Source organism: Clostridium sp. MB05 (assembly GCF_046581255.1).
Classification (GTDB): Bacteria; Bacillota; Clostridia; order Clostridiales; family Clostridiaceae; genus Clostridium.
Genome location: NZ_CP174370.1, coordinates 823919 through 848550, shown reverse-complemented (window position 1 = coordinate 848550; position 24632 = coordinate 823919). Strand labels below are relative to the sequence as shown.

Sequence of the window (24632 nt, the reverse complement as noted above, 5' to 3'; positions counted from 1 at the left end):
GTTCCCTCCGAAATTACACTTTTGCTATTAATATCGTACAATTTTTAATATACTTAAGGCTCAACTTCAAATTCTATACTTGTATAATCTTCATAATTAACCTTTTTGTAATAGCTTTTACTTAAAACTAATACTCTATAGTTACCGGGCGAAAATGGTACAAATGTATAGTAGTTCTTTCTACTATAAGCTTGTACTCTTATCCAATTTCTTTTTTCCATGATATAAAATTCATAGCAAACTTCTTTTCCACCTTCACTACTTGCTTCGAAAGTTATTTCACTATTCACCTGAAGATTTTCATTTTTAACTCTAATTTTTGTATTCGTAACTGGTGTAGCTTCATTTACATAAAGAGATACTTCCTTTTTCGCATCATAGTCCTCAGTACATAATACATTTTTCCCATAAATCTCAAAAGTATATTTTCCTGAACACTTAGGCTTAAACCTAATTCTTTTGCTTTCTATATAACCTGTATCTTCTATTTCACGTCCATTTATTTTTGTTATATATCTTAGTAAAACGTTTTTAGTATTTTGTACTATAGTTTCTAAATCTATTATATCTCCTACTAAATAAATTTCATTTTGAGATAATAATACATAATCTATTTCTGCTTCTTGATAATCTTTAACTTTAAAATATATAAAGCTATGGGAATCATATTCTTTAGATGAGTACTTATCTAAAACTCTTACCTCAACCTCATACTCCCCACTTTCTTCTGGAGTAAAGTTTATCCAATTAGTAATTCCATAACTACTTCTTTCCTTTTCCTTTTTGTCTTTATAGACTATAAATGAATATTTAAGTTCTGTTCCACCCTCTGCTTTAACCTTTATGTTTATAGGCTCATTTTTTATACAACCTCTTGTTTTGCTTGCTAAAACATCTATTATCTTTACTGGCTTTTCACCTTTTTTATCTATTTTAAAGTCTAGTTCCCTTATATCCTCATAATCTCCATCAAAAGAAATATCCTTTGTTTTAAGGATTATTTTATATTCACCTTCAATTTTTGTTTCCCAATTAAAGTTTCTTGATCTTATATAACCTGTATCTTCTGCAACTGGACCTTCAACTATATATCTATACAAAATTTCTTTTCCACCTATAACAAATGATTTAAAGTTTATATTAGTTCCAGAAACTTGAGGCGAATTTAAATCTGATGAAAAATTCCTTATTTTTATTTCATTATAAGGATTAATAGAATAAATCATGCATGCTCTATCATCATATTGCTTGTTGGAAAATATATCTCTTACATAACATAAAAGCTTATAATCTCCCTTTTTCTTTTCATAAAGTGATACTATATTTTTAGTTGAATAGTCTTGAATACATGTTATTCTTCCATTAGTATCTACTCTTAAAAATTTATATAGTATAGTTCTACTATTATCGTAATTTACACCAACTTTAAATATTAACTCTTCATTTACTAAAAGATTTTCTGATAAACACTTAAATGAATTTATCTCTATAAGTGGTTGTTCTTTTACTTTAAATATTACAGTTATAAAATCTTCAACATTTTCTTGGGATGATGGTCTTTTACACTCAATAAGCAATTCACCATCTACAGCTTTTGTAGTAGTATATGTTAACTTATTTTCTGTACTGTAATCTTTAAGAGGCTCCCATCCTTGTGTTCCTTTTATCCAAAATCTATATAATAAAATTTCTTCATCTTCTGCTGCTAGTACTTCTATATTTAGTTTTTCCCCTATAATTAAAGAAGTCTTATCTATTATTACATCCTTGATTAACTTACTACTTCTATGATTTAGTTCTAATGCATCACTTTCTTCTATCCCTTTAATTTCATAATTTGCTTTGGCATTGCCTTGCTTATTTGAATCTTTATGTTTATATTGAACCATTATCATATATTCTCCAGATTTATTAGGCCTCCACAGACACTCATTCTTAGGTGAATAATCTTGAATTGGTTTCCAAGTCAAATGCCTCTCCACTGGAATCCCTTCTAAGAACTTATATTCCATACAATCATTACCATATGAAATTGCTTTTATATTTATTTTCTCATCTATTAATGATGGACTTTCTTTATCAAAAGTTATTAATAATTCGCTCATACCCTCACACCCTATTTTTTCTCAATTCTACCTAATATTATTATACAGTTTACATAATGAAATATAAAACGAAATTTGTCACCAAAATAAAAAAATAAGAATAAACTATATTTGATATTTCTACAGTTTATTCTTTAAAATTACATTCTATCGTCCTTATTAAGTTTTTTTCTAAGCGTAAATCATCTTCTGCAGTTCTTTTTTTAGGATTAGATGTTCTTCCACCAGCTCTTCTGATTTTTTGAGAAATATGTCTTTCCTCTAGCATTCTATCTATATTTTCTTCTGTGTACAAATATCCTTTTGGATTCAATATATGAGCTTTTTTTCCTAAACAAATTGCTGCAACTCCGTAATCTTGACTAATTACTACATCATTTGACTTACAAGTATTTACTACATACATATCCACACTTTGAAATCCGCTATCCACAACTTTAACTTCACCATAATCTAAACTTATAAAATGATGAATATCGCAAAAAACTATTAGCTCTAATTTATACTTTTTGGCTATACTTTTAATAATAGAGATGCCTGGACAGGCATCTCCATCTACTATAATTCTCATTATTTTAATTTAGCTTCTAGTTTAGCTTTTAATTCTTCATATCCAGGCTTTCCAAGTAAAGCAAACATATTTTTCTTGTAAGCTTCAACACCTGGTTGATCAAATGGATTAACTCCTAAAATATATCCACTTATTGCACAAGCTTTTTCAAAGAAATAAACCATATATCCAAAGTAGTATGGGCTAAGCTCCGGAATATTTAATACCATATTTGGAACTCCACCATCATTATGAGCTAATAAAGTTCCGTTAAATGCTTGCTTATTAACGAAATCCATAGTTTTTCCAGCTAAGAAGTTTAATCCATCTAAATCACCCTTAGCTTCTTCTATAACAACTTCTCTCTTTGCTTTTTCTACATTAAGAACTGTTTCAAATAAGCTTCTTCTTCCTTCTTGAATGTATTGTCCCATTGAGTGTAAGTCTGTTGAAAAATCAACTGCCGCTGTGAATATTCCCTTTTGATCTTTTCCTTCTGACTCCCCAAATAATTGCTTCCACCATTCATTGAAATAGTGTAGACCTGGTTCGTAGTTAACTAATATTTCTATTTCTTTTCCTTTATTATATAACGCATTTCTCATTGCAGCATACTTGTAGCAATCATTATTCTTAAAATCTGGAGTTGAATATGCTTCTCTTGCATCTGCAGCTCCTTGCATCATTTCATCTATACTAATTCCAGCAACAGCTATTGGTAATAAACCAACTGCAGTTAAAACAGAGAATCTTCCTCCAACGTCATCTGGAATTACAAACGTTTCATATCCCATTTCATCAGCTAGTGATTTTAATGCTCCTCTACTCTTATCAGTAGTTGCAAAAATTCTTTCTTTAGCTCCATCTACACCATATTTATTTTCCATGTAATCTTTAAATACTCTAAATGCTATTGCAGGTTCTGTTGTAGTTCCTGACTTTGAAATAACATTTACACTTATATCAATTCCTTCAATTGCATCTAAAAGATCAGCTAAATATGTTGAACTTATGTTGTTTCCAACAAAGAACACCTTTGGAGTGTTTCTCTTATCATTGCCTAACACATTATAAAAATTACTATTTAGCATTTCTATAGCAGCTCTAGGTCCTAGGTATGAACCACCAATTCCTATAACTATTAATGCTTCTGAATTCTTTTTAATTTTTTCAGCTGCATTCTTTATTCTTGAAAATTCTTCTTTATCATAGTTAACAGGTAAATCTAACCACCCTAAAAAGTCATTACCTGCGCCACTTTTATTATGAAGAGTTTCATGAGCTCCTTTTACCATTGCTTCCATGTAGTCTAATTCATGTAGTTTCGCATATGGTTCTACCTTAGATAAGTCTAATCTTAAACCTTTATTCATAATCATACCTCCGAATCTTTCTGGGAATTTTTGCTGATTTAATCAACATCTATTATAACATATTTTAAATTATATGACTTAAATTTTTTATAACGCCATTTTATTTTGTTATTTTATATAAAAATTCATATATTATTTTTTGTTATTATTTTAATAATATGTGCTTAATTCTTAATTTAAAATTAAACATTGAAAATTTAGGTTAAATCTTTTCCTAATTTTCTTATATAGAAATAGGTAGTTAAATTTTTTAAATTTAACTACCCTTCTTTTAATAATTCAACATGTTTGAATTATTTTCCCCAATTTTAAGTTTTAAATTCTAAACTTAATTTTTATTATGCTAACTTTAAATCTTTAAGATATACCCAACTTGTTATCTCTTCTAGCAATGCTTTATTATCAGTTATTTTGCTAACTGTGTACACATTAGCCTTAACCCAATCTGGAATTATTTCTCCTGTAGCATAGTTAGTACCTATAACTTTTACTTTTGAACCTACTACTATAGATACAGGATATACTTTAACTCCACTACTATTAAATACACTATAGCCTGGATTTTGATCTGCGCAAATCTTAGCATTTTCTAGGCTACTAAAGGCTCCTATCTGTGAAGCTGCATCTTCCCAGGTTTTTCTCACTCTATACAATTCTGTTGGTGGATTTAAGTTATCTAATTCTGCTTTAATCATATCTAAAAATCTTTGCCATCCCATATCTAAAGTTCTATGAGGGCAATATTTCCCACTAAAGTCTTGATGCTTTCTAATTTGTGCAATTCCCCATCCGTATTGTTTTAATAATGCTGCAACTTCTTTGGCAGCTCTTTTTTCTGCATTTATAAATCTAGTTCCACCTGATTTTGAATAACAAATTTCAACTGCTATATAATTTCTGTTACCATCACCAGTTGATCCATCTCCTGCATGCCAAGCATTACGATTAAATGGTATTGCCTGAATTGCTTCCACATCGTCTATTGCAATGTGGTAGGATACACTGTTAGTGTTAGAAACCATATAAGATATTTCATTATTTGCACTTGCATCATTATATGTGTTATGAATGCAAATCCCCTTTGGTGTCATAGAATATGGACATTTTATACTGTATTTGTCTGAAGATATAAGTCTTTGTACTAAAGCCATTTTAAAAATCCTCCCTTTTAATTTATTTTTTATTATTTTTTGAAGCTAGCTCCTTACAACTATTACATATGCACTAATTATAGTTTTTTAAAATTTTTTCAAAATTTTTTTAAAAATTTTATTTATTTAGTTGAAAATAATAAATAATGCTAAACCCTTAAAAGAAACTACTGATGGATATTTTATTGAAAAAGATTCTAGAGATAGCTTTAGTACTAAAGAAACTGTAAGATATGGTGAGGAAAAGATGCTGACGATTTATGAAAGGTTAATCCTTGGAAAGCTCAGAACAGAAATAGGTTTATTTACAAACATAGAAAGAATGAAAAATAGAGGATTTATTGAATAAATAAAATTTGTAATCAACTAAAAAAATAAAATAATTAAGGTAGTTATGATTCTATTTCTACTTTTATAAAAATCATAACTACCTATTAACTCTATTTTTTAGTTAATTAACTTTAACATTTCTTAATTTTTCCTATAGGATTTTCTATTAAAGTTGCAACTATAAATGCATGCCTATGACCATCGCTCTCTTCTGTACATGCATAAACAAAATGAACATGTCTTCCAGCACCTACTGGTATTGCTGGTCCTGTAATTACATTAATTTCATGAAAGTGATCATTAAAGAAATCTGTTCTTGTACATAGACGGTGTACATGTCCACAACCTGATGGAATAACTTGTCCAGAAACTCCTGCAAAACGGTGATTATGAGGATCTTCCCCAAGTTCAGCTAACCTTACACTTCCAACAAATTCATGAACGTGAGTTTGTTTTTTTTCATTACATGACATTGACATAACTTAAATTCCTCCTCTTTTGTTTCATAATATATAGTATTGAAGATAGGTTAATTTTGTTACTATATATGTATATATGTTTAAAATTCTTTATTTTTGAATTAAAGTTAAGTCTATTAAGTTTTATCTGTATATTATTAAACTCTAACTAAATTTTTCATAAATAATTAAGTAATATAGTATTATATGAAAGCAACGATTTGTTGTTTCTAAAAACTTTATTGAAGAAGTCACAAATATTCCAAAATCAGAGTTTTCTATTATTATCGGTTCTGAATATGCTGGAATGTTTTGAAGTAAATTTCACCTATTAATTCTTTATGTTTATAAATAGCTAGGTTTTGGACAATTAAAGACAGGTATAAGTCTATTTACAAATATGGAAAGAATGAAAAATAGAGGTTTTGTAAAATAATATTATTGAAAGTTATAAATTATAATACAAAAAGAACCTATAAATAATATTAATATTATTTATAGGTTCTTTTAAATCCTAAAATTACACTACCTTAACCATGATAAATATTAACTAAATATATTTATAAATAATGTAATTATTGCGGAATTTATAAAGTCAATAAATAATCCACCTACAATTGGAACTACAAGATAAGGAGTTTGACTAAATCCATACTTATTCGTAAGTGCATCCATATTTGCTATTGCATTTGCTGTTGAACCCATACCAAATCCACACATGGCTGATGAGAAAACTGCTGCTTCATAATTTCTTCCCATAGTTCTAAATACAACTATATATGCAAAAACCCCCATAAGAATTGTTTGTGAAACAAGCATAACAATCATAGGAAGTGCTAAGTAAAATAACTCCCATAACTTTAATCCCATTAATGCTAATGAAAGATAGAAAGAAAGACTAATTCCTCCTATAGTTTCTATTTCTTTATCTTCAATCTCGAAATTCTTATAATCACTTATATTTTTAATAATAGCTGCTGAAATCATCGCACCTATATATGATGGAAAAGTTAGTCCTAAACTTTGTATATAATTAGTTATAATTGACCCAATCCCCATTGCAATAAAAATCCAGGAAGCAGCCTTCATAAGCCTATTATAATTTAGTATTGCAGACTCATCATGATGAAAATCACTTAAAGGAATATCTTTGTCATGATACTCCTTGATAGTCTTAATATTATTCCTTTCTATTAATGACTTTGCAAGAAATCCCCCTAAAATACTTCCCATTACTAATCCAAAAGTTGCTGATGCAAAAGAAACCGTTGTAGCTCCCTTAACCCCAATGTTCTCCAATAAAGGACCAAAGGATCCTGATGTTCCATGTCCTCCTACTAAGGGAATTGAGCCTGTTGCTAATCCTAATAATGGATCAAGATTAAATAATTTAGCTAGTGATACTCCAATTAAATCTTGGAATGTTACTAGTAGTATTGATAGTGTTAAAAAAAATGCTACTTTTACTCCTCCATTTTTTAATACTTTAATACTAGCTGTATATCCTATACTAGTAAAAAATGCAGTCATAAAAACATTTTGAAGTGTTGTATCTAATGTTATTGTTGCTACATTAGTTATTTTTAAAATTAGCATTATTAATGCAAAAGTCATTCCCCCAACTACAGCCGACGGTATACAATATTTGTCTAATATTTTTACCTTTTTTCTTAAGTATACTCCAAAGTAAAATACAGCTGTCGCTAATGCCATTGTTTGAAATATATCTAATTTAAATTCCATGTATTCACTTCTCTCCTCTTTAGTTTATATTTAATAGTATGATACATTATTTTAATTTTTATTAAAATGTAAAATTACTATAAAATATTCATTTTGTCAACACACTATTATTTTCCATATCTTCTTACGATGAATGCAGCAGTTTAAACATCTTTTAATCCTTCTTCTTTAACTAAATCATTTATTTTATCTTTCTCTGTAATATTACCATACTAAATTTTCACCTTTTTCAATAACATTTTCATTTTCTTAACAATGCAATCTTTTATACATTTTTATAATAGTAATATATTACTATGATGATTTTTATAATGATAAAGATAAGTACGGTAACGATTATTATAAGAAACCTTGTAAAAAGCATGATGATGACTATTATGATAATAAAGATAACTTTAATGACTATTATTCTTATGAAAAGCATTCTAGCTGGTATAAATCTGAGCATGAGCGCCCTAAAAAGTGCAGATAAAATATACGTTATGAACTATGGTATTTAGTTTAAAAATTTAGGAGTAACTTTTATTTAGTTACTCCTTTTATAAGCTTAAATTTTAAGAAATATATTATAAATGATTTAAGTTACATACATAGATAAATATAGTATATTACTAAACTTATAATACTTACCGCATTAAATTTCTTACTTTAAATCAATTTACACCTAATTTTTTGAATGTTTGTTCGTAAATTGATAAACCAACATTTTGCTTAATAATTTTAATTAAACTTCCAATCCCTTTTAAATGAATATGTAGCTTAATCCTTGTTGTTTTTGATTTTAAAATTATTTCCTTCGAAGACGTATTAAAGGATATAGCTTCAACTTGATTCCATGCTATTTCTTTTCTTTTACCGGTAAGTCCAACATATACAATCTTATCAGAAGTTGCTTCAACCATTGTATTCCTTGTATATAATACTAATAATAATCCAAGCAAAAAAAAGAACGCAATCATTCCCACAGCATAAATTACGTCATCCCCAAGGAAAGAGCCCCTTGAAAATGCTAAAATAGTAATTATCAAAGAAATAACCACTGATAAAGTTCCTATAATTCCATATACTTTACTCATTTTTAATACTATCTTTCCATCTTCTGAAGGATTAATCTCTTGATTTATACCGTTATCCAATATCTTCATTAATTTTCTTATTAAAAAACCCATAATCTCCCCCCATTCATTTTATATAATTTAATTATACGTATTAAATACCTTTATACAAAATATACCATTTATTGTAATTATTATATTATTTAAAATAGACCTTGTCTATATAAAACTGATATTTTAGAAATTCATATCTTAGTTGATATGGGATTTCTTAGTTCATCATATAAGAAATATATTAATTAGAACTCCAGTTCAAATGAATATATCAATATTTTATTTAGCCGAATTTTCAAGAATGTATCTACTAAATATGATATGTATTCTGTTTCTAAAAGAATTAGAGTATCTCCAAGCCTAGTAATATAAAATACTTCGTTCACATAAAAAAACAATACCAATTATTTTTTTGAACCTTATCACCCGAGCTAAAGTAGTCTCTCATTATTTCTTAATCCTTCAAAATCATATCAAAGTTCTATTTTATCAATTTACTTTATTCATATTACAATATATGGTGTATCATTAAAATGTACTCTAGAAACATTTTAGAAGTTGAGGAAAATGGATTTGTTTGATATTATTGAACTCCAAATATAAAAATAAAGTAGTGTATGACATTCAACTTTTTAGTTAAAAATCATACACTACTCTAAATTTACAAATGCCTTAAACCTTTGATTTTTCTATTCAAACTCTATAGTTGCTGGTGGTTTTCCTGTGCAATCATACATTACACGGTTAACACCTTTAACTTCATTTACAATTCTAGTTGTTACTTTTCCAAGTACTTCCCATGGAAGATCTGCTGATTCTGCTGTCATAAAGTCACTTGTAGTTACTGCACGAAGCACTACTGCATAGTCATAAGTTCTTTCATCTCCCATTACACCTACTGAACGCATATTAGTCAGTGCTGCAAAGTATTGACCTAATTCCTTATCAACTCCAGCCTTTGCAATTTCTTCTCTATAAATTGCATCTGCCTCTTGAACTATTTTAACTTTTTCAGCTGTTACTTCACCTATGATACGTATTCCAAGACCTGGTCCTGGGAATGGCTGTCTGTAAACTAACTTCTTAGGAATACCAAGTTCTAAACCTGCTTTACGTACCTCATCTTTAAATAATAATCTTAATGGTTCTATTATTTCTTTAAAATCTACATAATCTGGAAGTCCTCCAACATTATGATGTGATTTTATAACTGCAGATTTTCCAAGTCCGCTTTCAATTACATCCGGATAAATAGTTCCTTGTACTAAGAAATCCACTGCACCTATCTTTTTAGCTTCCTCTTCAAATACTCTAATAAACTCTTCACCGATTATTTTTCTCTTTTGCTCTGGCTCTTCTACTCCTGCTAATTTTTCATAGAATCTTTCTTGAGCATTTACACGAATAAAGTTTAAGTTGTATTGTCCATTAGGTCCAAATACTTCTTCAACTTCATCTCCTTCATTTTTACGAAGTAAACCATGATCAACAAATACACATGTTAATTGGTTTCCAACAGCTTTTGAAAGTAATACTGCTGCTACAGATGAATCAACACCACCTGATAATGCACATAATACTTTACCATTTCCAACTTTTTCACGGATTTCTTCAATTGTTTTTTCTACAAACGAATCCATTTTCCAGTCACCGGAGCATTCACAAACATTATATAAGAAGTTTGATATCATCTTTGTTCCTTCTTGTGTATGCATAACTTCTGGATGGAATTGAACTGCATATAAATTCTTTTCTGAACATTCCATAGCAGCAACTGGACATACTGGAGTATTGGCTACTGTTTTGAATCCTTCTGGTGCTTTTTCTATGTAATCTGTATGGCTCATCCAACAAATAGTAGATGATGATATTCCCTCAAAGATTTTTGAATCTGAATTTACATCAACTTTTGTCTTTCCATATTCACTTACAGGAGCAGTAGCAACCTTACCTCCAAGCATATGAGCCATTAATTGCGAACCATAACAAATTCCAAGTATAGGTATTCCAGCTTCAAATAACGTTTTATCACATAAAGGAGAATCTTCACCATAAACACTGTTTGGTCCTCCTGTAAATATTATTCCCTTTGGATTCATTTCTTTTATTTCATCAACACTTAAAGTATGTGGGTGAACTTCACAATAAACACCACATTCTCTAACTCTTCTAGCTATTAATTGGTTATATTGCCCACCGAAGTCAACAACTAAAACTAATTCTTTATTCATGAACTACCTCCAACTTTCGTTAATATAAGTTTCTAATTTAGGTATAGTTTAGTATATCATAATTTATAATTAGTAGTTAAGAGTTAAAAAGTTATTAAATTAATTTGAAACTCTTAACTTTTTTTACTTTTTAAATCTTCTATTTAATAAACTATATAATAGCTTATTAGTTAATTCTATATTGTTTTTTATTTACTGTAGTTTGGTGCTTCCTTAGTTATATTAACATCATGTGGATGACTTTCTCTTATTCCTGATGATGTTTGAACTACGAATTTCGCAGTTTCATATAATGTATCTAAATCAGCTGACCCTAGGTATCCCATTCCTGATCTTATTCCACCCAGTAATTGGTATATTGTATCTGCAACATATCCTTTGTAAGCAACTCTTCCTTCAACACCTTCTGGTACAAACTTCTTAGTTCCATTTTGGAAGTATCTATCACTTGATCCCTTTTCCATAGCTCCAAGTGATCCCATTCCTCTATAAACCTTATAGCTTCTTCCTTGATATATCTCCATTTCTCCTGGTGCTTCTTCACAACCTGCAAACATTGATCCCATCATTGCAACAGATGCTCCACCTGCTAATGCTTTTACTATATCTCCTGAATATTTTAATCCACCATCTGCTATTACTGGAACTCCATATTTTCTACCTTCTTCTGCACAATCCATAACTGCAGTTAATTGAGGTACTCCAACTCCTGCTACTATTCTTGTTGTACATATTGATCCTGGTCCTATCCCAATCTTAACACAATCTGCCCCTGCTTCTATTAAATCTCTTGTAGCTTCTGCTGTTGCAATGTTACCAGCTATTATTTGAAGGTCTGGATACTTAGCTTTTATTTTTCTTACTCCATCCATAACGCCTTTTGAATGTCCATGTGCTGTATCCAGTGTTATAACATCAACATTAGCTTTAACTAAAGCATCTACTCTATCCATCATATCTTTAGTTATACCAACTGAAGCTCCACATAACAATCTACCTTTTTCATCTTTTGCTGCATTTGGGAAAGCCTTTGCTTTTTCAATATCTTTAATAGTTATTAATCCCTTTAAGTTATTATCACTATCTACTAAAGGAAGTTTTTCTATTTTATGCTTCTTTAATATTTCAAGTGCTTCTTCTAATGTAGTTCCTTCTGCTGATGTTATTAATGGACTTTTTGTCATAACTTCTGATACTAATCTATCATAGTTTGTTTCAAACACTATATCTCTATTAGTTATTATACCAACTAATTTATTTCCTCTTGTTATTGGAACTCCTGATATTCTATATTGAGCCATAAGTTCTTGAGCCTGTCTTATTGTGTGATTTTCTGATAAAAATATTGGATCTGTTATTACTCCATTTTCTTGTCTTTTTACTCTATCAACTTCTTTTGCTTGCTCTTCTATTGTCATGTTCTTATGTATTATTCCTATTCCGCCCTCTCTAGCCATTGCAATAGCCATTTTGGATTCTGTTACAGTATCCATACTCGCACTCATTAATGGAATATTTAAAGTTATCTTTTTTGTTAATTTAGTTTTTAAGCTAACCTCATTAGGTAAAATCTCTGATTTATTAGGTACTAATAATACATCATCAAAAGTATAAGCAGTTTTAATTATTGTTGCCATTTGTCTTCCCCCTTGAAAAATGATTTTTCTCTTGCATATTTATTATATTATGATGTTATTTATTCTTTTTTCTTTCTATTTTTGAGTATAAAAAAAGACATACTAATCTTCTAAGTGAAGTTAATATGCCTAAAACCCTATATAAATAACTATAGGTGTAGTATATCAAAATCACTCATAGTCGGAAATTTAAGGTTTCCGGTAGATACTCCCTGCCATATTCAGGGGATATACGAGTACTAGACGTATGACTAATTTAAATTTATAGTTATTATATATCTATGCCTTATACTTGTCAATAAGTTTGCAATTTATAATTCAAATATTTTTTATATTTTGATTTATATCATTCTCCTAAATCAATTTTATAAATTCCACTATTATATAATGAAGTTCTCTTTAAATTATTTTCAACAGTATTTCTTGTAATTAGCTACTCATTATCACCATCTTGTATTCTAACAAGTCTATATCCCACTCCTATATGAGTTTGTATATAACTACTTTTAGTTCTATTTTTTTCTATCTTTTTTCTTAATGTAGCCATAAATACCCTTAAAGAAGGTATATCTCCCTCATAGGTGGCTCCCCATATTTCTTTTAAAATGTAGGTATGAGTTAAAACTTTACCAACATTTTTAGCTAATAAACAAAGTAATTTGTATTCTATAGGAGTTAAGTGTATTTCTTCTCCATCTATAAAGGCACACCCTGAGATGTAATCTATTTTTAGTCCACCATTTATAAATTCAGTGCTTTCTTCTTTTTTGCTATTATCATAGTTCATTTTACGAATAGCAACTCTTATTCTAGCTAAAAGCTCATCTACACTAAATGGCTTTGTAAGATAATCATCTGCGCCAGAATCTAATGCCTCTATTTTATCTCTATCTTCACTTCTTGCACTAACAACTATTATTGGGCAATTAGACCACATTCTTATTTTTTTTATTATTTCTATACCTACTATATCAGGTAATCCTAAATCTAATATAATTATGTCTGGTCTATGAGATGTTGCAAACAAAATTGCTTGCTCTCCATTTTCTGCTGTAAAGCAACTATATGAATGAACTTCTAAAGTAGCAGATATAAAATTTCTTATCGCTTTATCATCTTCAACTACTAAAATTGACACTGCCATTATTTACCTCCACTTGTAATAAAGTAAATCCGATCACTGTTCCATGAGGTTTGTTATTTCTAACATAAATTTCTCCTCCATGAGCATTTATTATTGATTTGCATAGTGCAAGCCCTAATCCAAGACCTCTTCTGCTGTCTCCCTTATTATCATTTGCTGTAAAGAACATATCAAAAATACACTCTTGATTACTCTTATTAATTCCAATCCCATTATCAGCTATTTCTACTATTACCTTTTTCCCTTTCGTAAATACATTTATTTGAATTTCCGTTCCTTGTTTTGTATATTTTATTGCGTTATCTAATATATTTATCATTACTTGAACTATTAGCCTTACATCTACATCAACCATTAAAAGTTCATTTCTTAAATTAACTTTTACTTTATATTCTGAAATTTTACGATTAACATGTTCAAGAGCTTCATTAATTATCTCATCTATTAATTGTGGCTCTGTATTTAACTTTACATTACCATTATCTAATCTAGATACTGACAATAAATTCTCCACTAGATTTATTAACCAAAGAGAATCATCATATATATCTAATATTAGTTTTCTCTTTACTTCTTCATCAAACTCATTATTTAATATCGAACTAGCACTTCCTGAAATACTTGTAAGTGGTGTTCTAAGATCATGCGAAACTGCTCTTAAAAGGTTAGCCCTAAACCTTTCATTCTCAGCTTGCATCAAAGCATTCTTTTTAGACTCATTTAATAAATACTTTTCTATTGCAAATGAAATTTGACTTAGCATTGCCTCTAGTAAAGATTTTTCACTACTATCTATGCTTTCATTTTCTCTCATTACTATTCCTATTACAACCATAACATTATTTTGCCCTATTAATGGTATATACATTGCCTTTGAGCCTGGAAGTGTATCAGTACTAACACCTGCCCTTTTCTTATTTCTTATTACCCAGCTTACTACTGCCTTTTCTTCCTCACTTATATACTTTTTATCTATCTCACTTCCATCATCAAATTTATAATTATATACACTTTTTATATTTTCATCTATGGCTTCATACACTATAATAGGCTTTTTTAAAAACTTATATAACTGTATTTGTGCAGTAAATATAATATCTTCTAAATTACTTGTTCTCTCTAAATCCCTACTTGATTCTAATAAAATATTGGTTCTATTTGCAGTTACAGCTGATAAATTTGCTTGATATTTAACCTTATTAGTTAATGTGCTTGTAACTAATGCAGATGTAAGCATTGTAATAAATGTGACCAAATATCCAGGATCATAAAAATTCAGTGAAAACCTTGGTACTGTAAAAAAGAAATTAAAAATCAATACACTTGCTAATGATGATATCGCCCCATAAACCATACCTTCAGTATTATTAGAAATAAGTAACACTCCTAATATAAATACAGTTATTATATTAGCTTCACTAAATCCAAGAGTATATAAAAGACCACTTATTACTAAAGACAATAGCAATATTAAGATTGTCTTAGCTATGTCTTTAGATGAAAGCTGTATATTTTTTACTGGATATTTCCTTTTAGCAACAATATCTTCATTATCTGGTATAACATAAAGATCTATTTCTGGAGCAAGCTCTACTATTCTATCTACATATCCAATTTTATACCAAAGAAGAACCTTTCTTCTTTTTGTTCTTCCAATAATTATTTTTGATATACCACTTAATTTTGCAAACTCTGCTACTTGGTATGGTATATCATCTCCATAAACAGTTTCTACATTTGCTCCTAAATCTTCAGCAAGCTTTAAATTTTCTCTTAGTTTATCAATACTTTTTTCACTTAAATCTTTTGAAGATATAGTTTCAACAAAAAGTGCTGTAAATTCAGCATGAAAAGCTTCTGCCATCCTTGCTGCTGCTCTTATCACCTTTGCATTAGATGGTGATGAGCTTAAGCAAACTAAAATGTGTTCATTTGTATGGTACATACCTTTGCTATAACTTTTATTAATTGCGACTTCTTTATTTACCCTATCTGCAGTTTCTCTTAAGGCTATTTCACGTAATGCTACTAGATTTTCTCTTATAAAAAAATTATTTAAAGCTTTTTTAGCTTGTTTTTCTTTATATATTTTACCTGAATTCAGCCTATCCATAAGATCTGATGGTTCAATATCTATTATTTCTACTTGAGATGCCTCATTAAAGAATCTATCCGGAACTCGCTCTTTTACTACAACATTAGTAATTGATGCAATTATATCATTTAAACTTTCTATATGCTGAACATTTACTGTAGTATAAACATCGATTCCAGCATTTAATAATTCTTCTATATCACTATATCTTTTCTTATGCCTTAAACCTATTGCATTTGTATGAGCTAATTCATCTACAATTATAAGCTCTGGCTTCCTTTTTAAAGCCCCATCCAAATCGAATTCATTTAATGTTATTCCTTTATATTTAACTTCAAGTTTTGGTAAAAGTTCTAATCCATCTAAAAGAGCTAAAGTTTCTGGTCTTGTATGAGGTTCTATATACCCTACCACTACATCTACTCCTGCCTTTTTTGCGGCATGAGCAGCATCTAGCATAGCGTAGGTTTTACCTACGCCTGCTGCATAACCAAAAAATATTTTAAGCTTACCTTTTTTATTCTCTTTTTCTTCATCTTTTATTTTTTTCAGTAACTCTTCTGGATTAGGACGAGTTTCATTCATTTTGACACCTCATTATTTTAATATTCCATCTAAAGCAAGGTTAACTTGTAATACATTTACCCTTTCTTCTCCAAAGACTCCAAAAGTTCTTCCTTCAGTGTATTTTTCTATTACTTTTTCTACTTCATCAGTACTCATATTACGTGCTTTTGCAATTCTATCTACTTGATAATTTGCTGCTGCCACTGATATATGAGGATCAAGGCCACTTCCTGATGATGTAACTAAATCTACTGGAATAGGCTCATCCTTTTTGTCTTGATTTGCTGCTTTAATCTTATCCACTCTTTCACTTACTATCTTTTCATATTCCTCACTTGCAGGACTTAAGTTTGAAGGAGATGCATACATTAATACTTTCCCATTGTCGTCTTTAAATGTATCTGTATCTATATTCATTATACGTCCCCATAAATAATCATTTCCTGTAAATTCTTGAGCAAGTAATACGCTACCGTACTTCTTTCCATCAATTTCTATAATACTACCATTTGCCTTATCTTTAAATAGTAATTGGGAAATACCTGTTATAAAAACTGGATATACTAATCCACATATTATTGTAAATATTAGTATAAATTTAAATGCCTTATTTATAACTTTCATAATTTATACCTCCTAAACTAATCCTATTGCTGTTATTAGTATATCTATAATCTTTATTGCTATAAATGGAGCTATTATACCTCCAAGTCCATATACTAAAAGATTTCTTGACAATAACTTACTAGCTGGAACTTCTCTATATTTTACACCTTTTAATGCTAATGGAATAAGTGCTACTATAATTAAGGCATTATATATAACAGCTGAATATATTGCACTTTCTGGGCTCCTTAAACCCATTATATTTAACTTTGATAATTCTGGATAAAGCCCTATAAATAATGGTGGTATTATAGCAAAATACTTTGCTATATCATTTGCGATGCTAAAAGTTGTTAATGCACCTCTCGTCATTAAAAGTTGCTTACCTATACGAACAATTTCTATAAGCTTTGTTGGTGATGAATCTAAATCTACCATATTACCAGCTTCTTTAGCTGCTTGAGTTCCTGTGTTCATAGCAACTGCTACATCTGCTTGAGCTAAGGCTGGAGCATCATTTGTTCCATCACCTGTCATAGCTACTAAATGACCCTTCTTTTGAAAATCTCTAATCATATCTAGCTTTCCTTCTGGAGTTGCCTCTGCAAGAAAATCATCTACACCAGCTTCTGCTGCAATAGCTGCTGCTGTAAGTGGATTATCTCCAGTTATCATTATTGTTTTAATTCCCATTTTTCTAAGGTCTGCAAATTTTTCCTTTACACCTTTTTTAACTATATCTTTTAAGTGTATTACTCCAAGTACTCTGCCGTTTTTGGCTACAACTAATGGGGTTCCCCCTAGGTTGGCTACTGATTTTACTTTTTCTTCACATTCATTAGAAAAAACTCCACCTTTTTCTACAACATATTTCTTTACAGCATCTGCTGCGCCCTTTCTTATTTCATTTCCTTTAAAGTCTACCCCACTCATTCTCGTTTTAGCTGTAAATTCTATAAAAGTTGCATTTAAGCTTCCCATATCTCTTCCTCTAATGCCAAATTGCTCTTTAGCTAAAACTACTATACTTCTTCCTTCAGGAGTTTCATCTGCAAGTGAAGATAATTGAGCTGCATCTGCAAGTTCTTTTATATCTACTCCATCTACAGGAATAAATTCACTAGCTTGACGATTTCCAAGTGTTATTGTACCTGTCTTATCTAGCATTAATATATCAACATCCCCTGCTGCCTCTATAGCTCTACCACTCATAGCAAGTACATTTGCTTGATTTAATCTACTCATACCAGCTATCCCTATAGATGATAAAAGAGCTCCTATAGTTGTTGGTGCTAAGCAAACTAATAATGCTATTAATGAAGTTATTGATGTGCTATTTACCATACCTGCTTCATTAGAAATAAACTCTGAATAAGTGTATAAAGAAACTGTTACTATAAGAAATATTATTGTCAGTGAAACCAATAATATTTCAAGTGCTTTTTCATTTGGTGTTTTCTTTCTAGCTGCACCTTCTACCATTGCTATCATCTTATCCATAAAGCTTTCACCGGGATCATTACTTACTTTAATTATAAGCCAATCTGAAATTACTGTTGTACCACCTGTTACTGCACTTCTGTCTCCACCACTTTCACGAATAACTGGCGCTGATTCCCCAGTTATAGCACTTTCATCTACTGATGCTGCACCTTCTATTACATCCCCATCTGCTGGAATTTGTTCTCCTGCAGAAACAATAACTATATCACCTTTTCTAAGCTCTGTAGAACTTACTTTTATCAATTTATCTTTTTCTTCTAAAGAATTTATTTTATTCGCCATAACATCTTTTTTAGCAGAACGTAATGCATCGGCTTGAGCTTTACCACGTCCCTCTGCTATTGCTTCTGCAAAGTTTGCAAATAGAACTGTGAACCATAATAAAATAGTTATACCTAATATAAAGCTTGATGAATTATCTTTTATTCCAAATAAAGATATAAAATATAGAATAGTTGTTATAATTGAAGCTATATATACTATAAACATTACAGGATTCTCTTTTTGTGTTTTAGGATTTAATTTTATAAAAGAATCCTTTACTGCTCTTTTTACCATTTTTTTATCAGATAGAAAACTACTATTACCCTTCATATATTATTCCCCCTATCCTATCATTTTAAGAAACTCAGCTATTGGTCCTAATGCAAGTGCTGGGAAAAAGCTTAATGCTCCAACTAAAAGTATTACAAATACTAAAAGCCCTATAAACAAAGCATTATGTGTTGGCAGTGTTCCTGCACTTACTGCTACTTTTTTCTTTTGAACTAATGATCCTGCAATAGCAAGTGTAGCCATCATAGGAACAAACCTAGCAAATAACATTACTAACCCTATGCTTATATTTATAAATGGTTTATTTGCTGCAAAACCTGCAAAGGCTGATCCATTATTTCCACCTGCTGAAGAATATGCATAAAGCATTTCTGAAAATCCATGTGCTCCTGGATTAGCAATGCTTTCCGCTACACTTGGTACTAAGGCTGCTATAGCACTTCCGACTAATGTAGCTATTGGTGTTGCAAGACATACTAACATTGCCATCTTCATTTCAAATGGTTCTATTTTCTTTCCTAAATATTCTGGCGTTCTTCCTACCATTAATCCTGCAATAAATACTGCTATTATTGCAAATGCAATCATTCCATATAATCCACATCCAACTCCACCAAATATAACTTCACCTAATTGCATTAATAACATTGGAATCATACCACCTAAAGGAGTATAACTACTATGCATTGAGTTTACTGAACCATTAGATGCTGCTGTTGTAAATGCTGCCCATGTAGAAGATGCTGCAATACCAAATCTTGCTTCTTTTCCTTCCATATTTCCACCAGCCTGATGGATAGTTGATATATCTACAGCTCCATTTTGAGCAAGTTGTGGAGTAGCATTTGCTTCATTTACTGCTATTATTGCAAGAGCTATAAGTAAAATACTAAACATTGCAATAAATATAGCTCGTCCTTGTTTTTTATCTTTTATATTTCTACCAAATGTAAAACATAATGCTGCTGGTATTATTAATATTGAAAGCATTTCTACTGTATTTGTAAAAGGTGTAGGATTTTCTAGTGGATAAGCTGAGTTAACTCCAAAGAATCCTCCTCCATTAGTACCTAATTGTTTTATTGCTATTTGGCTTGCTGCTGGTCCTTGTGGTACCACTTGTTTTGTTATGACAGTTCCATCTTCAAGAGTTATTGGCTCTAAAAGCTCAACTTCTTGATAAGATGAAAAGTTTTGCACAACTCCTTGAGATGCTATTAATATTGATACTACTATTGAAAGAGGTATTAATACATAAACTATACTTCTTGTAGCATCTACCCAAAAACTACCTACTGTCTTTTCTTTAACTCTTGTAAAACCTCTTATAAGTGCAAATAAAACTGCAATTCCTGCAGCTGCTGATACAAAGTTTTGAACTGTAAGCCCTAACATTTGTGTTAAATAACTTAATTGGCTTTCACCTGAATAAGCTTGCCAATTTGTATTGGTTACAAAACTTGAAGTTGTATTAAAACTTAAATCTAGACTTACACCTTTAACTCCTTCTGGATTTAAAGGTAATACACCTTGTACAATTTGTAATAAAAATAAAATTACGAATCCTATAATACTAAAAACAGCTACTGATAAGGCGTATTTTTTCCAATTCATTTCCTCATTTTTATCTATCTTTAATACTTTATATATAAAGTTTTCAACTGGACTTAATATTTTAGTTAAGAAAACTTTTTCTCCATTCATTACTTTGCCAATATACTTCCCCAAAGGAATAGCTAGTACAACTAAAATTATCAAGTATAATGAGTACTGTATTATTGAGTTAATCATTCATTATCACCTCTTAGTAAAATGTAACTTAAATAAACAAATAGCACTAAGGCTACTAAACCAATAAGACTTATAATAACTGACATTATTTTCTTCCCCCTTCTATCTAAAATTATATAAAATTACATATAAAGATAGTGTTAGGATTATATATGTAGACATTAAGATTGTATAAAGATTTTATATTTTCCTTACACAATAAAAAAGCAGGAGCTTTTAGGTTTAAGCTCCTGCTTTTTATATAATTTAAATTTAATTTTAGAATAGGTCTGGTAATTCTCCATTCCTTGAGTTATGAGTAAAAATGCTTACCTTTGATGAAGCATTTGTAAACTGAATGGTGTTTTCAAACCTTTCATTTTTACTATCTTCTTTAATCTTTCCTTTATATACAACAACCACTTCATTTTCTAATACTGAACTACCATTATTTTCATTTAAGTTTTCTAACTTTATATTAAAGTTATTATTATTTGGTGATGTTTTTGTTTTAATTACATCTAATAGTTCAACTAAAGAAATATTCTCACCATTCTTAACAACTTTATAAATCTTTATGTCATCATTATTTAATTGCTCAAATTTAGAATCTATATTTAAATTAAATTCTGATTTATTACTTGTTAAAGTAAACTTACCTCCAAAGGTCACTGTTGATCCTGTAGCTATTTCGAATCCATTAGCATTAGTTTGAATATCTACTAAGTTATTTCTAATTCCATTATACAGGCCATGAGTTAAGCTTTTTATTTCCTCTCTTACTGTAACTTTTGGTGTTTCTAGTAAAACTTCTGCAATTCCACCTTTTAACTTATTATAGATCATTATGTTTTTCTTAGCTTCACCGAAATTTAGTTCTCCTATCTTTCCCTCTTTCACTGATATAGTAAACTCCACTAAAACCTTATCTGATGAATATTTTCCATCTCTTACAGGATTATAAGTAATTTCTGGTACTGCTATTGTTGCTACTCCTCCATTTACACTTTGTATTCCGCTTATAGCATTAAAATTCTCACCTAAATTTATCTTTAATGATGGTTTAAACCTATAAGATTTATACTTAGTGGTAGAAATTATTCTATCAGCTATAAGATTCATTAGAGTTTCTTCTATACTACTATAATTATTATTATCTACATTAAAATAGTCTTCATCTTTTCCTGATAAATCTTTATGCAACCTATATAAGCTATTATTATCCTTACTATTATCCATAGACAAACTTAATATATTATATCCTTGTTTTTTTAACAATTCTAAGGAATCAGTATTATATGATACTTTTCCCATGGATATAAATATTATATTTTTTCTTGCTTCTCGTCTACCTCTTGATAAAATATCTACTGCTTCATCAAAAGCCTGTCCTATATTACTAGCATTAGAATTATCAAACTCTATATTTTTTATATATTCTTCATTAAGATTAGCTATATTCTTAGTTAAATCAACCTTTTGTTTTGCTTGACTACTAAATGTTACTAATCCATATTGTGTTTGACTACTTATTAAAGTATCATTATTTAAAAGCTTACTCCATAGTGAGTTTTTTATTGGTATTAATTTGTCCTTCATATCTTTAGACACATCTAAAACAATAACAAAATCATTTGATACTGTATTTGTTACATCTTTAAAAATAAAGTCATCTGGCTTAATTTCATACTGAAGTTTAAATTCTTCATTTTTATTAACCTGAACTTCCTTAGAGCTAATAAGTTTCGCTTCTATAGATGGTAGCTCATTATCCTTTATTGTTATAGATATATTATTTATAGGATTTATTGTAATAGTATCATTTTTCCATGGGAATTTAATATCTATTTTATTATAGATTTTTTGAACACCTGGTATTCTTCCCTTTACCGTAAATTTAAATGATTGTGGATTAGCTTCATACCTTGCCTTACCATTACTTTCTGAAACTTTCTTATAAATAACATTATCTAATCTTACAGTATTTCCTCCTGCATTTAATGTAAAACCTTCTGTAAAGTTTATATTTAAATCTATATTATTAACAGGATAACTATCTAATATTTTATCTGCAATTTTATTAAAAACACTATCTATTGCATTATCACTTGTTGGAAAGAATCCTTTTGCTTCATCCGTAGTACTTTGGTCATTCATATTTAACCCGGTCATAGCTCCTTGTATTTCTCTCATTTTGCTATTTCCTGTATCGTTCATACCATATCCTATTGAAAAGGCATTATATCCTTTACTATTAATAATTTTACCGATTTCTTTTGCATATTCTGTATTTAAGCTACCATCATCTGAACTACCTGCGCCACCAATACGGGCATCCCTAGGATTTTCAATACTAGTATCCCTATAATAATCCCAATATCGACCATAGTTCCAGTATTCATAAATTGTTCTATAAGTTGGAATTCCATCAGACATTACTACTATGGATTTATTAGCATTTGAATTACTTTCACCACTGCTATCTAATAAATAAGTTGCCTTTCTCATTCCTTCTCCTGTATTAGTTCCTCCATCAGGTCTTAATCCATCTATTATTGAGTTTAACTTATAAATTTCATTTGAAGGTATTAATGCAACATCCTTATTATTAATTCTAACTCTTCTAATATCTGCACTTGTAGAGTACGTAACAATACCAATCTTAAGATTAGGTACATTTTTCATTTTCTCAACAAAATTTTTTGCAGCCTTTTTTAGCTCATACATTTTTGTTGTATAATGCCTATTATATGAATTATGCTCTTCACAATATCCTGTATTATTACATATAACTCCTCTAATTTGATCTTTCATACTTCCAGACACATCTAAAACTAATACTATTTCCTTTGGAGGTATTTCTGTTTCAAATGGCTTTGGTATTATTTTCCCACTAACTACTATATCCTCACCTACCATGGCTGGGTTTGGAGAAGCTGAAATTTCCATATCAAAATCTGGTCTATCTGGAACTTTTGCCTTTACATCTAAACTTTTAAGGGATATTAAGGTTCCTATAACAAAAAATATTGTTATTAAACTTATTATTTTAAATTTATTTTTCTTAATCATTTTATCCCCCTTTTTTAAATATTAGTTTTATTTCTAAATTTAACTATTACACTTACAGGAATAGTTACATCTGAATAGCCCTTTTTCTTATTTAGAACTAATGAAATTTCTAATCCTGGAGCATCTTTAAAATTTCCTGTTGGGTTCATCCTATAATCTAAAGGTCTAACTTTAAATTCAGAAACATTATTTGATAACTCTTTTGGTAAATTTAACTTTGAGTCTATAACTTCTCTATCTTCTTCATTTACTTTTCTTATAGTTAACGTATTATTAATTTCGTTGTATAAAAACGTAAAATAATCTGCCTCAACTTTTAGCTTTATTTCTGTAACATCAAATTTTCCATCGCTAGCTGCTATAGATCTATACTCCATGTCCTTAGGAGTTATTAACTCTACTCCATTAATTTTACTTATTCCCTCAGCTTGAGTTCCATACATTAACAAATCTTTTTGAATTGCTTCAGCTTCTAATTGCAGGTCAGAATTAATTTCTGTGGTAGTTAAGGTTTTGCTATTACTAAAGAAAAATGTATAAACTACTCCTAAAACTAAAACTGTTAAGCTTAAGGTTATTATAAGTTCTAGTAAAGTAAATCCTTTTGCTTTTGTTTTCAATAATTCCACCTCT

At 29.6% G+C, this 24632-nt stretch carries 17 protein-coding genes and 1 riboswitch; of the genes, 1 reads left to right on the top strand and 16 read right to left on the bottom strand.

The genetic code is table 11. The annotated features are described in order from the left end of the window. Window positions 1–53: 53 nt before the first annotated feature. From ACH36K_RS04170 to ACH36K_RS04155, 4 genes are all read right to left on the bottom strand, one after another. Entirely contained in the window at window positions 54–2105 is a 2052-nt protein-coding gene (locus ACH36K_RS04170) for a triple tyrosine motif-containing protein (protein WP_411169703.1), read from the bottom strand. 127 nt (window positions 2106–2232) lie between these two features. Next, window positions 2233–2676: a YaiI/YqxD family protein gene (locus ACH36K_RS04165; protein WP_411169702.1), complete on the bottom strand. Its 444-nt coding sequence runs from the start codon at window positions 2674–2676 to the stop codon at window positions 2233–2235. Next, window positions 2676–4028 (bottom strand): glucose-6-phosphate isomerase, encoded by a 1353-nt coding sequence (locus ACH36K_RS04160; RefSeq protein WP_411169701.1) that lies wholly within the window; start codon window positions 4026–4028, stop codon window positions 2676–2678. The genes ACH36K_RS04165 and ACH36K_RS04160 overlap by 1 nt, the downstream gene beginning before the upstream one ends. Before the next feature lie 338 nt (window positions 4029–4366). Next, window positions 4367–5179 (bottom strand): N-acetylmuramoyl-L-alanine amidase family protein, encoded by an 813-nt coding sequence (locus ACH36K_RS04155; protein WP_411169700.1) that lies wholly within the window; start codon window positions 5177–5179, stop codon window positions 4367–4369. A gap of 130 nt (window positions 5180–5309) precedes the next feature. Here ACH36K_RS04155 and ACH36K_RS04150 point away from each other — a divergent pair, with 130 nt between their 5' ends. After that, window positions 5310–5528: a hypothetical protein gene (locus ACH36K_RS04150; protein WP_411169699.1), complete on the top strand. Its 219-nt coding sequence runs from the start codon at window positions 5310–5312 to the stop codon at window positions 5526–5528. Window positions 5529–5640: 112 nt separating this feature from the next. On the opposite strand, the gene ACH36K_RS04145 is transcribed toward ACH36K_RS04150, so the two are convergent. The 12 genes from ACH36K_RS04145 to ACH36K_RS04090 form a co-directional block, all read right to left on the bottom strand. After that, complete coding sequence (locus ACH36K_RS04145) at window positions 5641–5982, bottom strand: YmaF family protein (RefSeq protein ID WP_411170651.1); 342 nt, start codon at window positions 5980–5982, stop codon at window positions 5641–5643. A gap of 531 nt (window positions 5983–6513) precedes the next feature. Next, window positions 6514–7710 (bottom strand): sodium/glutamate symporter, encoded by a 1197-nt coding sequence (gene gltS, locus ACH36K_RS04140; protein WP_411169698.1) that lies wholly within the window; start codon window positions 7708–7710, stop codon window positions 6514–6516. A gap of 653 nt (window positions 7711–8363) precedes the next feature. Further along, window positions 8364–8879 (bottom strand): hypothetical protein, encoded by a 516-nt coding sequence (locus ACH36K_RS04135; RefSeq protein WP_411169697.1) that lies wholly within the window; start codon window positions 8877–8879, stop codon window positions 8364–8366. Between the two features lie 629 nt (window positions 8880–9508). After that, complete coding sequence (guaA, locus tag ACH36K_RS04130) at window positions 9509–11050, bottom strand: glutamine-hydrolyzing GMP synthase (RefSeq protein ID WP_411169696.1); 1542 nt, start codon at window positions 11048–11050, stop codon at window positions 9509–9511. Window positions 11051–11238: 188 nt separating this feature from the next. Then, window positions 11239–12687, bottom strand: a complete 1449-nt coding sequence (gene guaB / locus ACH36K_RS04125; protein ID WP_411169695.1) for an IMP dehydrogenase — start codon at window positions 12685–12687, stop codon at window positions 11239–11241. A gap of 158 nt (window positions 12688–12845) precedes the next feature. Further along, window positions 12846–12943, bottom strand: a riboswitch (purine riboswitch). A gap of 177 nt (window positions 12944–13120) precedes the next feature. Beyond that, window positions 13121–13831 carry a response regulator gene (locus tag ACH36K_RS04120; RefSeq protein WP_411169694.1) on the bottom strand — a complete coding sequence of 237 codons (711 nt, stop codon included), beginning with the start codon at window positions 13829–13831 and terminating at the stop codon, window positions 13121–13123. Further along, on the bottom strand, window positions 13806–16511 hold the full coding sequence (locus ACH36K_RS04115; protein ID WP_411169693.1) for a DUF4118 domain-containing protein: 2706 nt from the start codon (window positions 16509–16511) through the stop codon (window positions 13806–13808). The genes ACH36K_RS04120 and ACH36K_RS04115 overlap by 26 nt, the downstream gene beginning before the upstream one ends. A gap of 12 nt (window positions 16512–16523) precedes the next feature. Beyond that, window positions 16524–17117 (bottom strand): potassium-transporting ATPase subunit KdpC, encoded by a 594-nt coding sequence (gene kdpC / locus ACH36K_RS04110; RefSeq protein ID WP_411169692.1) that lies wholly within the window; start codon window positions 17115–17117, stop codon window positions 16524–16526. 12 nt (window positions 17118–17129) lie between these two features. Beyond that, entirely contained in the window at window positions 17130–19196 is a 2067-nt protein-coding gene (gene kdpB / locus ACH36K_RS04105; protein ID WP_411169691.1) for a potassium-transporting ATPase subunit KdpB, read from the bottom strand. 12 nt (window positions 19197–19208) lie between these two features. Further along, a complete protein-coding gene (gene kdpA / locus ACH36K_RS04100) occupies window positions 19209–20948 on the bottom strand; it encodes a potassium-transporting ATPase subunit KdpA (protein ID WP_411169690.1) in 1740 nt (579 codons plus the stop codon). A gap of 258 nt (window positions 20949–21206) precedes the next feature. After that, window positions 21207–23999, bottom strand: a complete 2793-nt coding sequence (locus ACH36K_RS04095; protein ID WP_411169689.1) for a VWA domain-containing protein — start codon at window positions 23997–23999, stop codon at window positions 21207–21209. Between the two features lie 14 nt (window positions 24000–24013). After that, entirely contained in the window at window positions 24014–24619 is a 606-nt protein-coding gene (locus ACH36K_RS04090; RefSeq protein ID WP_411169688.1) for a PilW family protein, read from the bottom strand. Window positions 24620–24632 lie beyond the last annotated feature (13 nt).

Excerpts from the sequence above, each read along its gene's own strand:
- ACH36K_RS04170 (WP_411169703.1), bottom strand. The coding sequence starts at position 2,105 with ATGAGCGAATTATTAATAACTTTTGATAAAGAAAGTCCATCATTAATA.
- ACH36K_RS04165 (WP_411169702.1), bottom strand. The coding sequence starts at position 2,676 with ATGAGAATTATAGTAGATGGAGATGCCTGTCCAGGCATCTCTATTATT.
- ACH36K_RS04160 (WP_411169701.1), bottom strand. The coding sequence starts at position 4,028 with ATGAATAAAGGTTTAAGATTAGACTTATCTAAGGTAGAACCATATGCG.
- ACH36K_RS04155 (WP_411169700.1), bottom strand. The coding sequence starts at position 5,179 with ATGGCTTTAGTACAAAGACTTATATCTTCAGACAAATACAGTATAAAA.
- ACH36K_RS04145 (WP_411170651.1), bottom strand. The coding sequence starts at position 5,982 with ATGTCATGTAATGAAAAAAAACAAACTCACGTTCATGAATTTGTTGGA.
- gltS (WP_411169698.1), bottom strand. The coding sequence starts at position 7,710 with ATGGAATTTAAATTAGATATATTTCAAACAATGGCATTAGCGACAGCT.
- ACH36K_RS04135 (WP_411169697.1), bottom strand. The coding sequence starts at position 8,879 with ATGGGTTTTTTAATAAGAAAATTAATGAAGATATTGGATAACGGTATA.
- guaA (WP_411169696.1), bottom strand. The coding sequence starts at position 11,050 with ATGAATAAAGAATTAGTTTTAGTTGTTGACTTCGGTGGGCAATATAAC.
- guaB (WP_411169695.1), bottom strand. The coding sequence starts at position 12,687 with ATGGCAACAATAATTAAAACTGCTTATACTTTTGATGATGTATTATTA.
- ACH36K_RS04120 (WP_411169694.1), bottom strand. The coding sequence starts at position 13,831 with ATGGCAGTGTCAATTTTAGTAGTTGAAGATGATAAAGCGATAAGAAAT.
- ACH36K_RS04115 (WP_411169693.1), bottom strand. The coding sequence starts at position 16,511 with ATGAATGAAACTCGTCCTAATCCAGAAGAGTTACTGAAAAAAATAAAA.
- kdpC (WP_411169692.1), bottom strand. The coding sequence starts at position 17,117 with ATGAAAGTTATAAATAAGGCATTTAAATTTATACTAATATTTACAATA.
- kdpB (WP_411169691.1), bottom strand. The coding sequence starts at position 19,196 with ATGAAGGGTAATAGTAGTTTTCTATCTGATAAAAAAATGGTAAAAAGA.
- kdpA (WP_411169690.1), bottom strand. The coding sequence starts at position 20,948 with ATGATTAACTCAATAATACAGTACTCATTATACTTGATAATTTTAGTT.
- ACH36K_RS04095 (WP_411169689.1), bottom strand. The coding sequence starts at position 23,999 with ATGATTAAGAAAAATAAATTTAAAATAATAAGTTTAATAACAATATTT.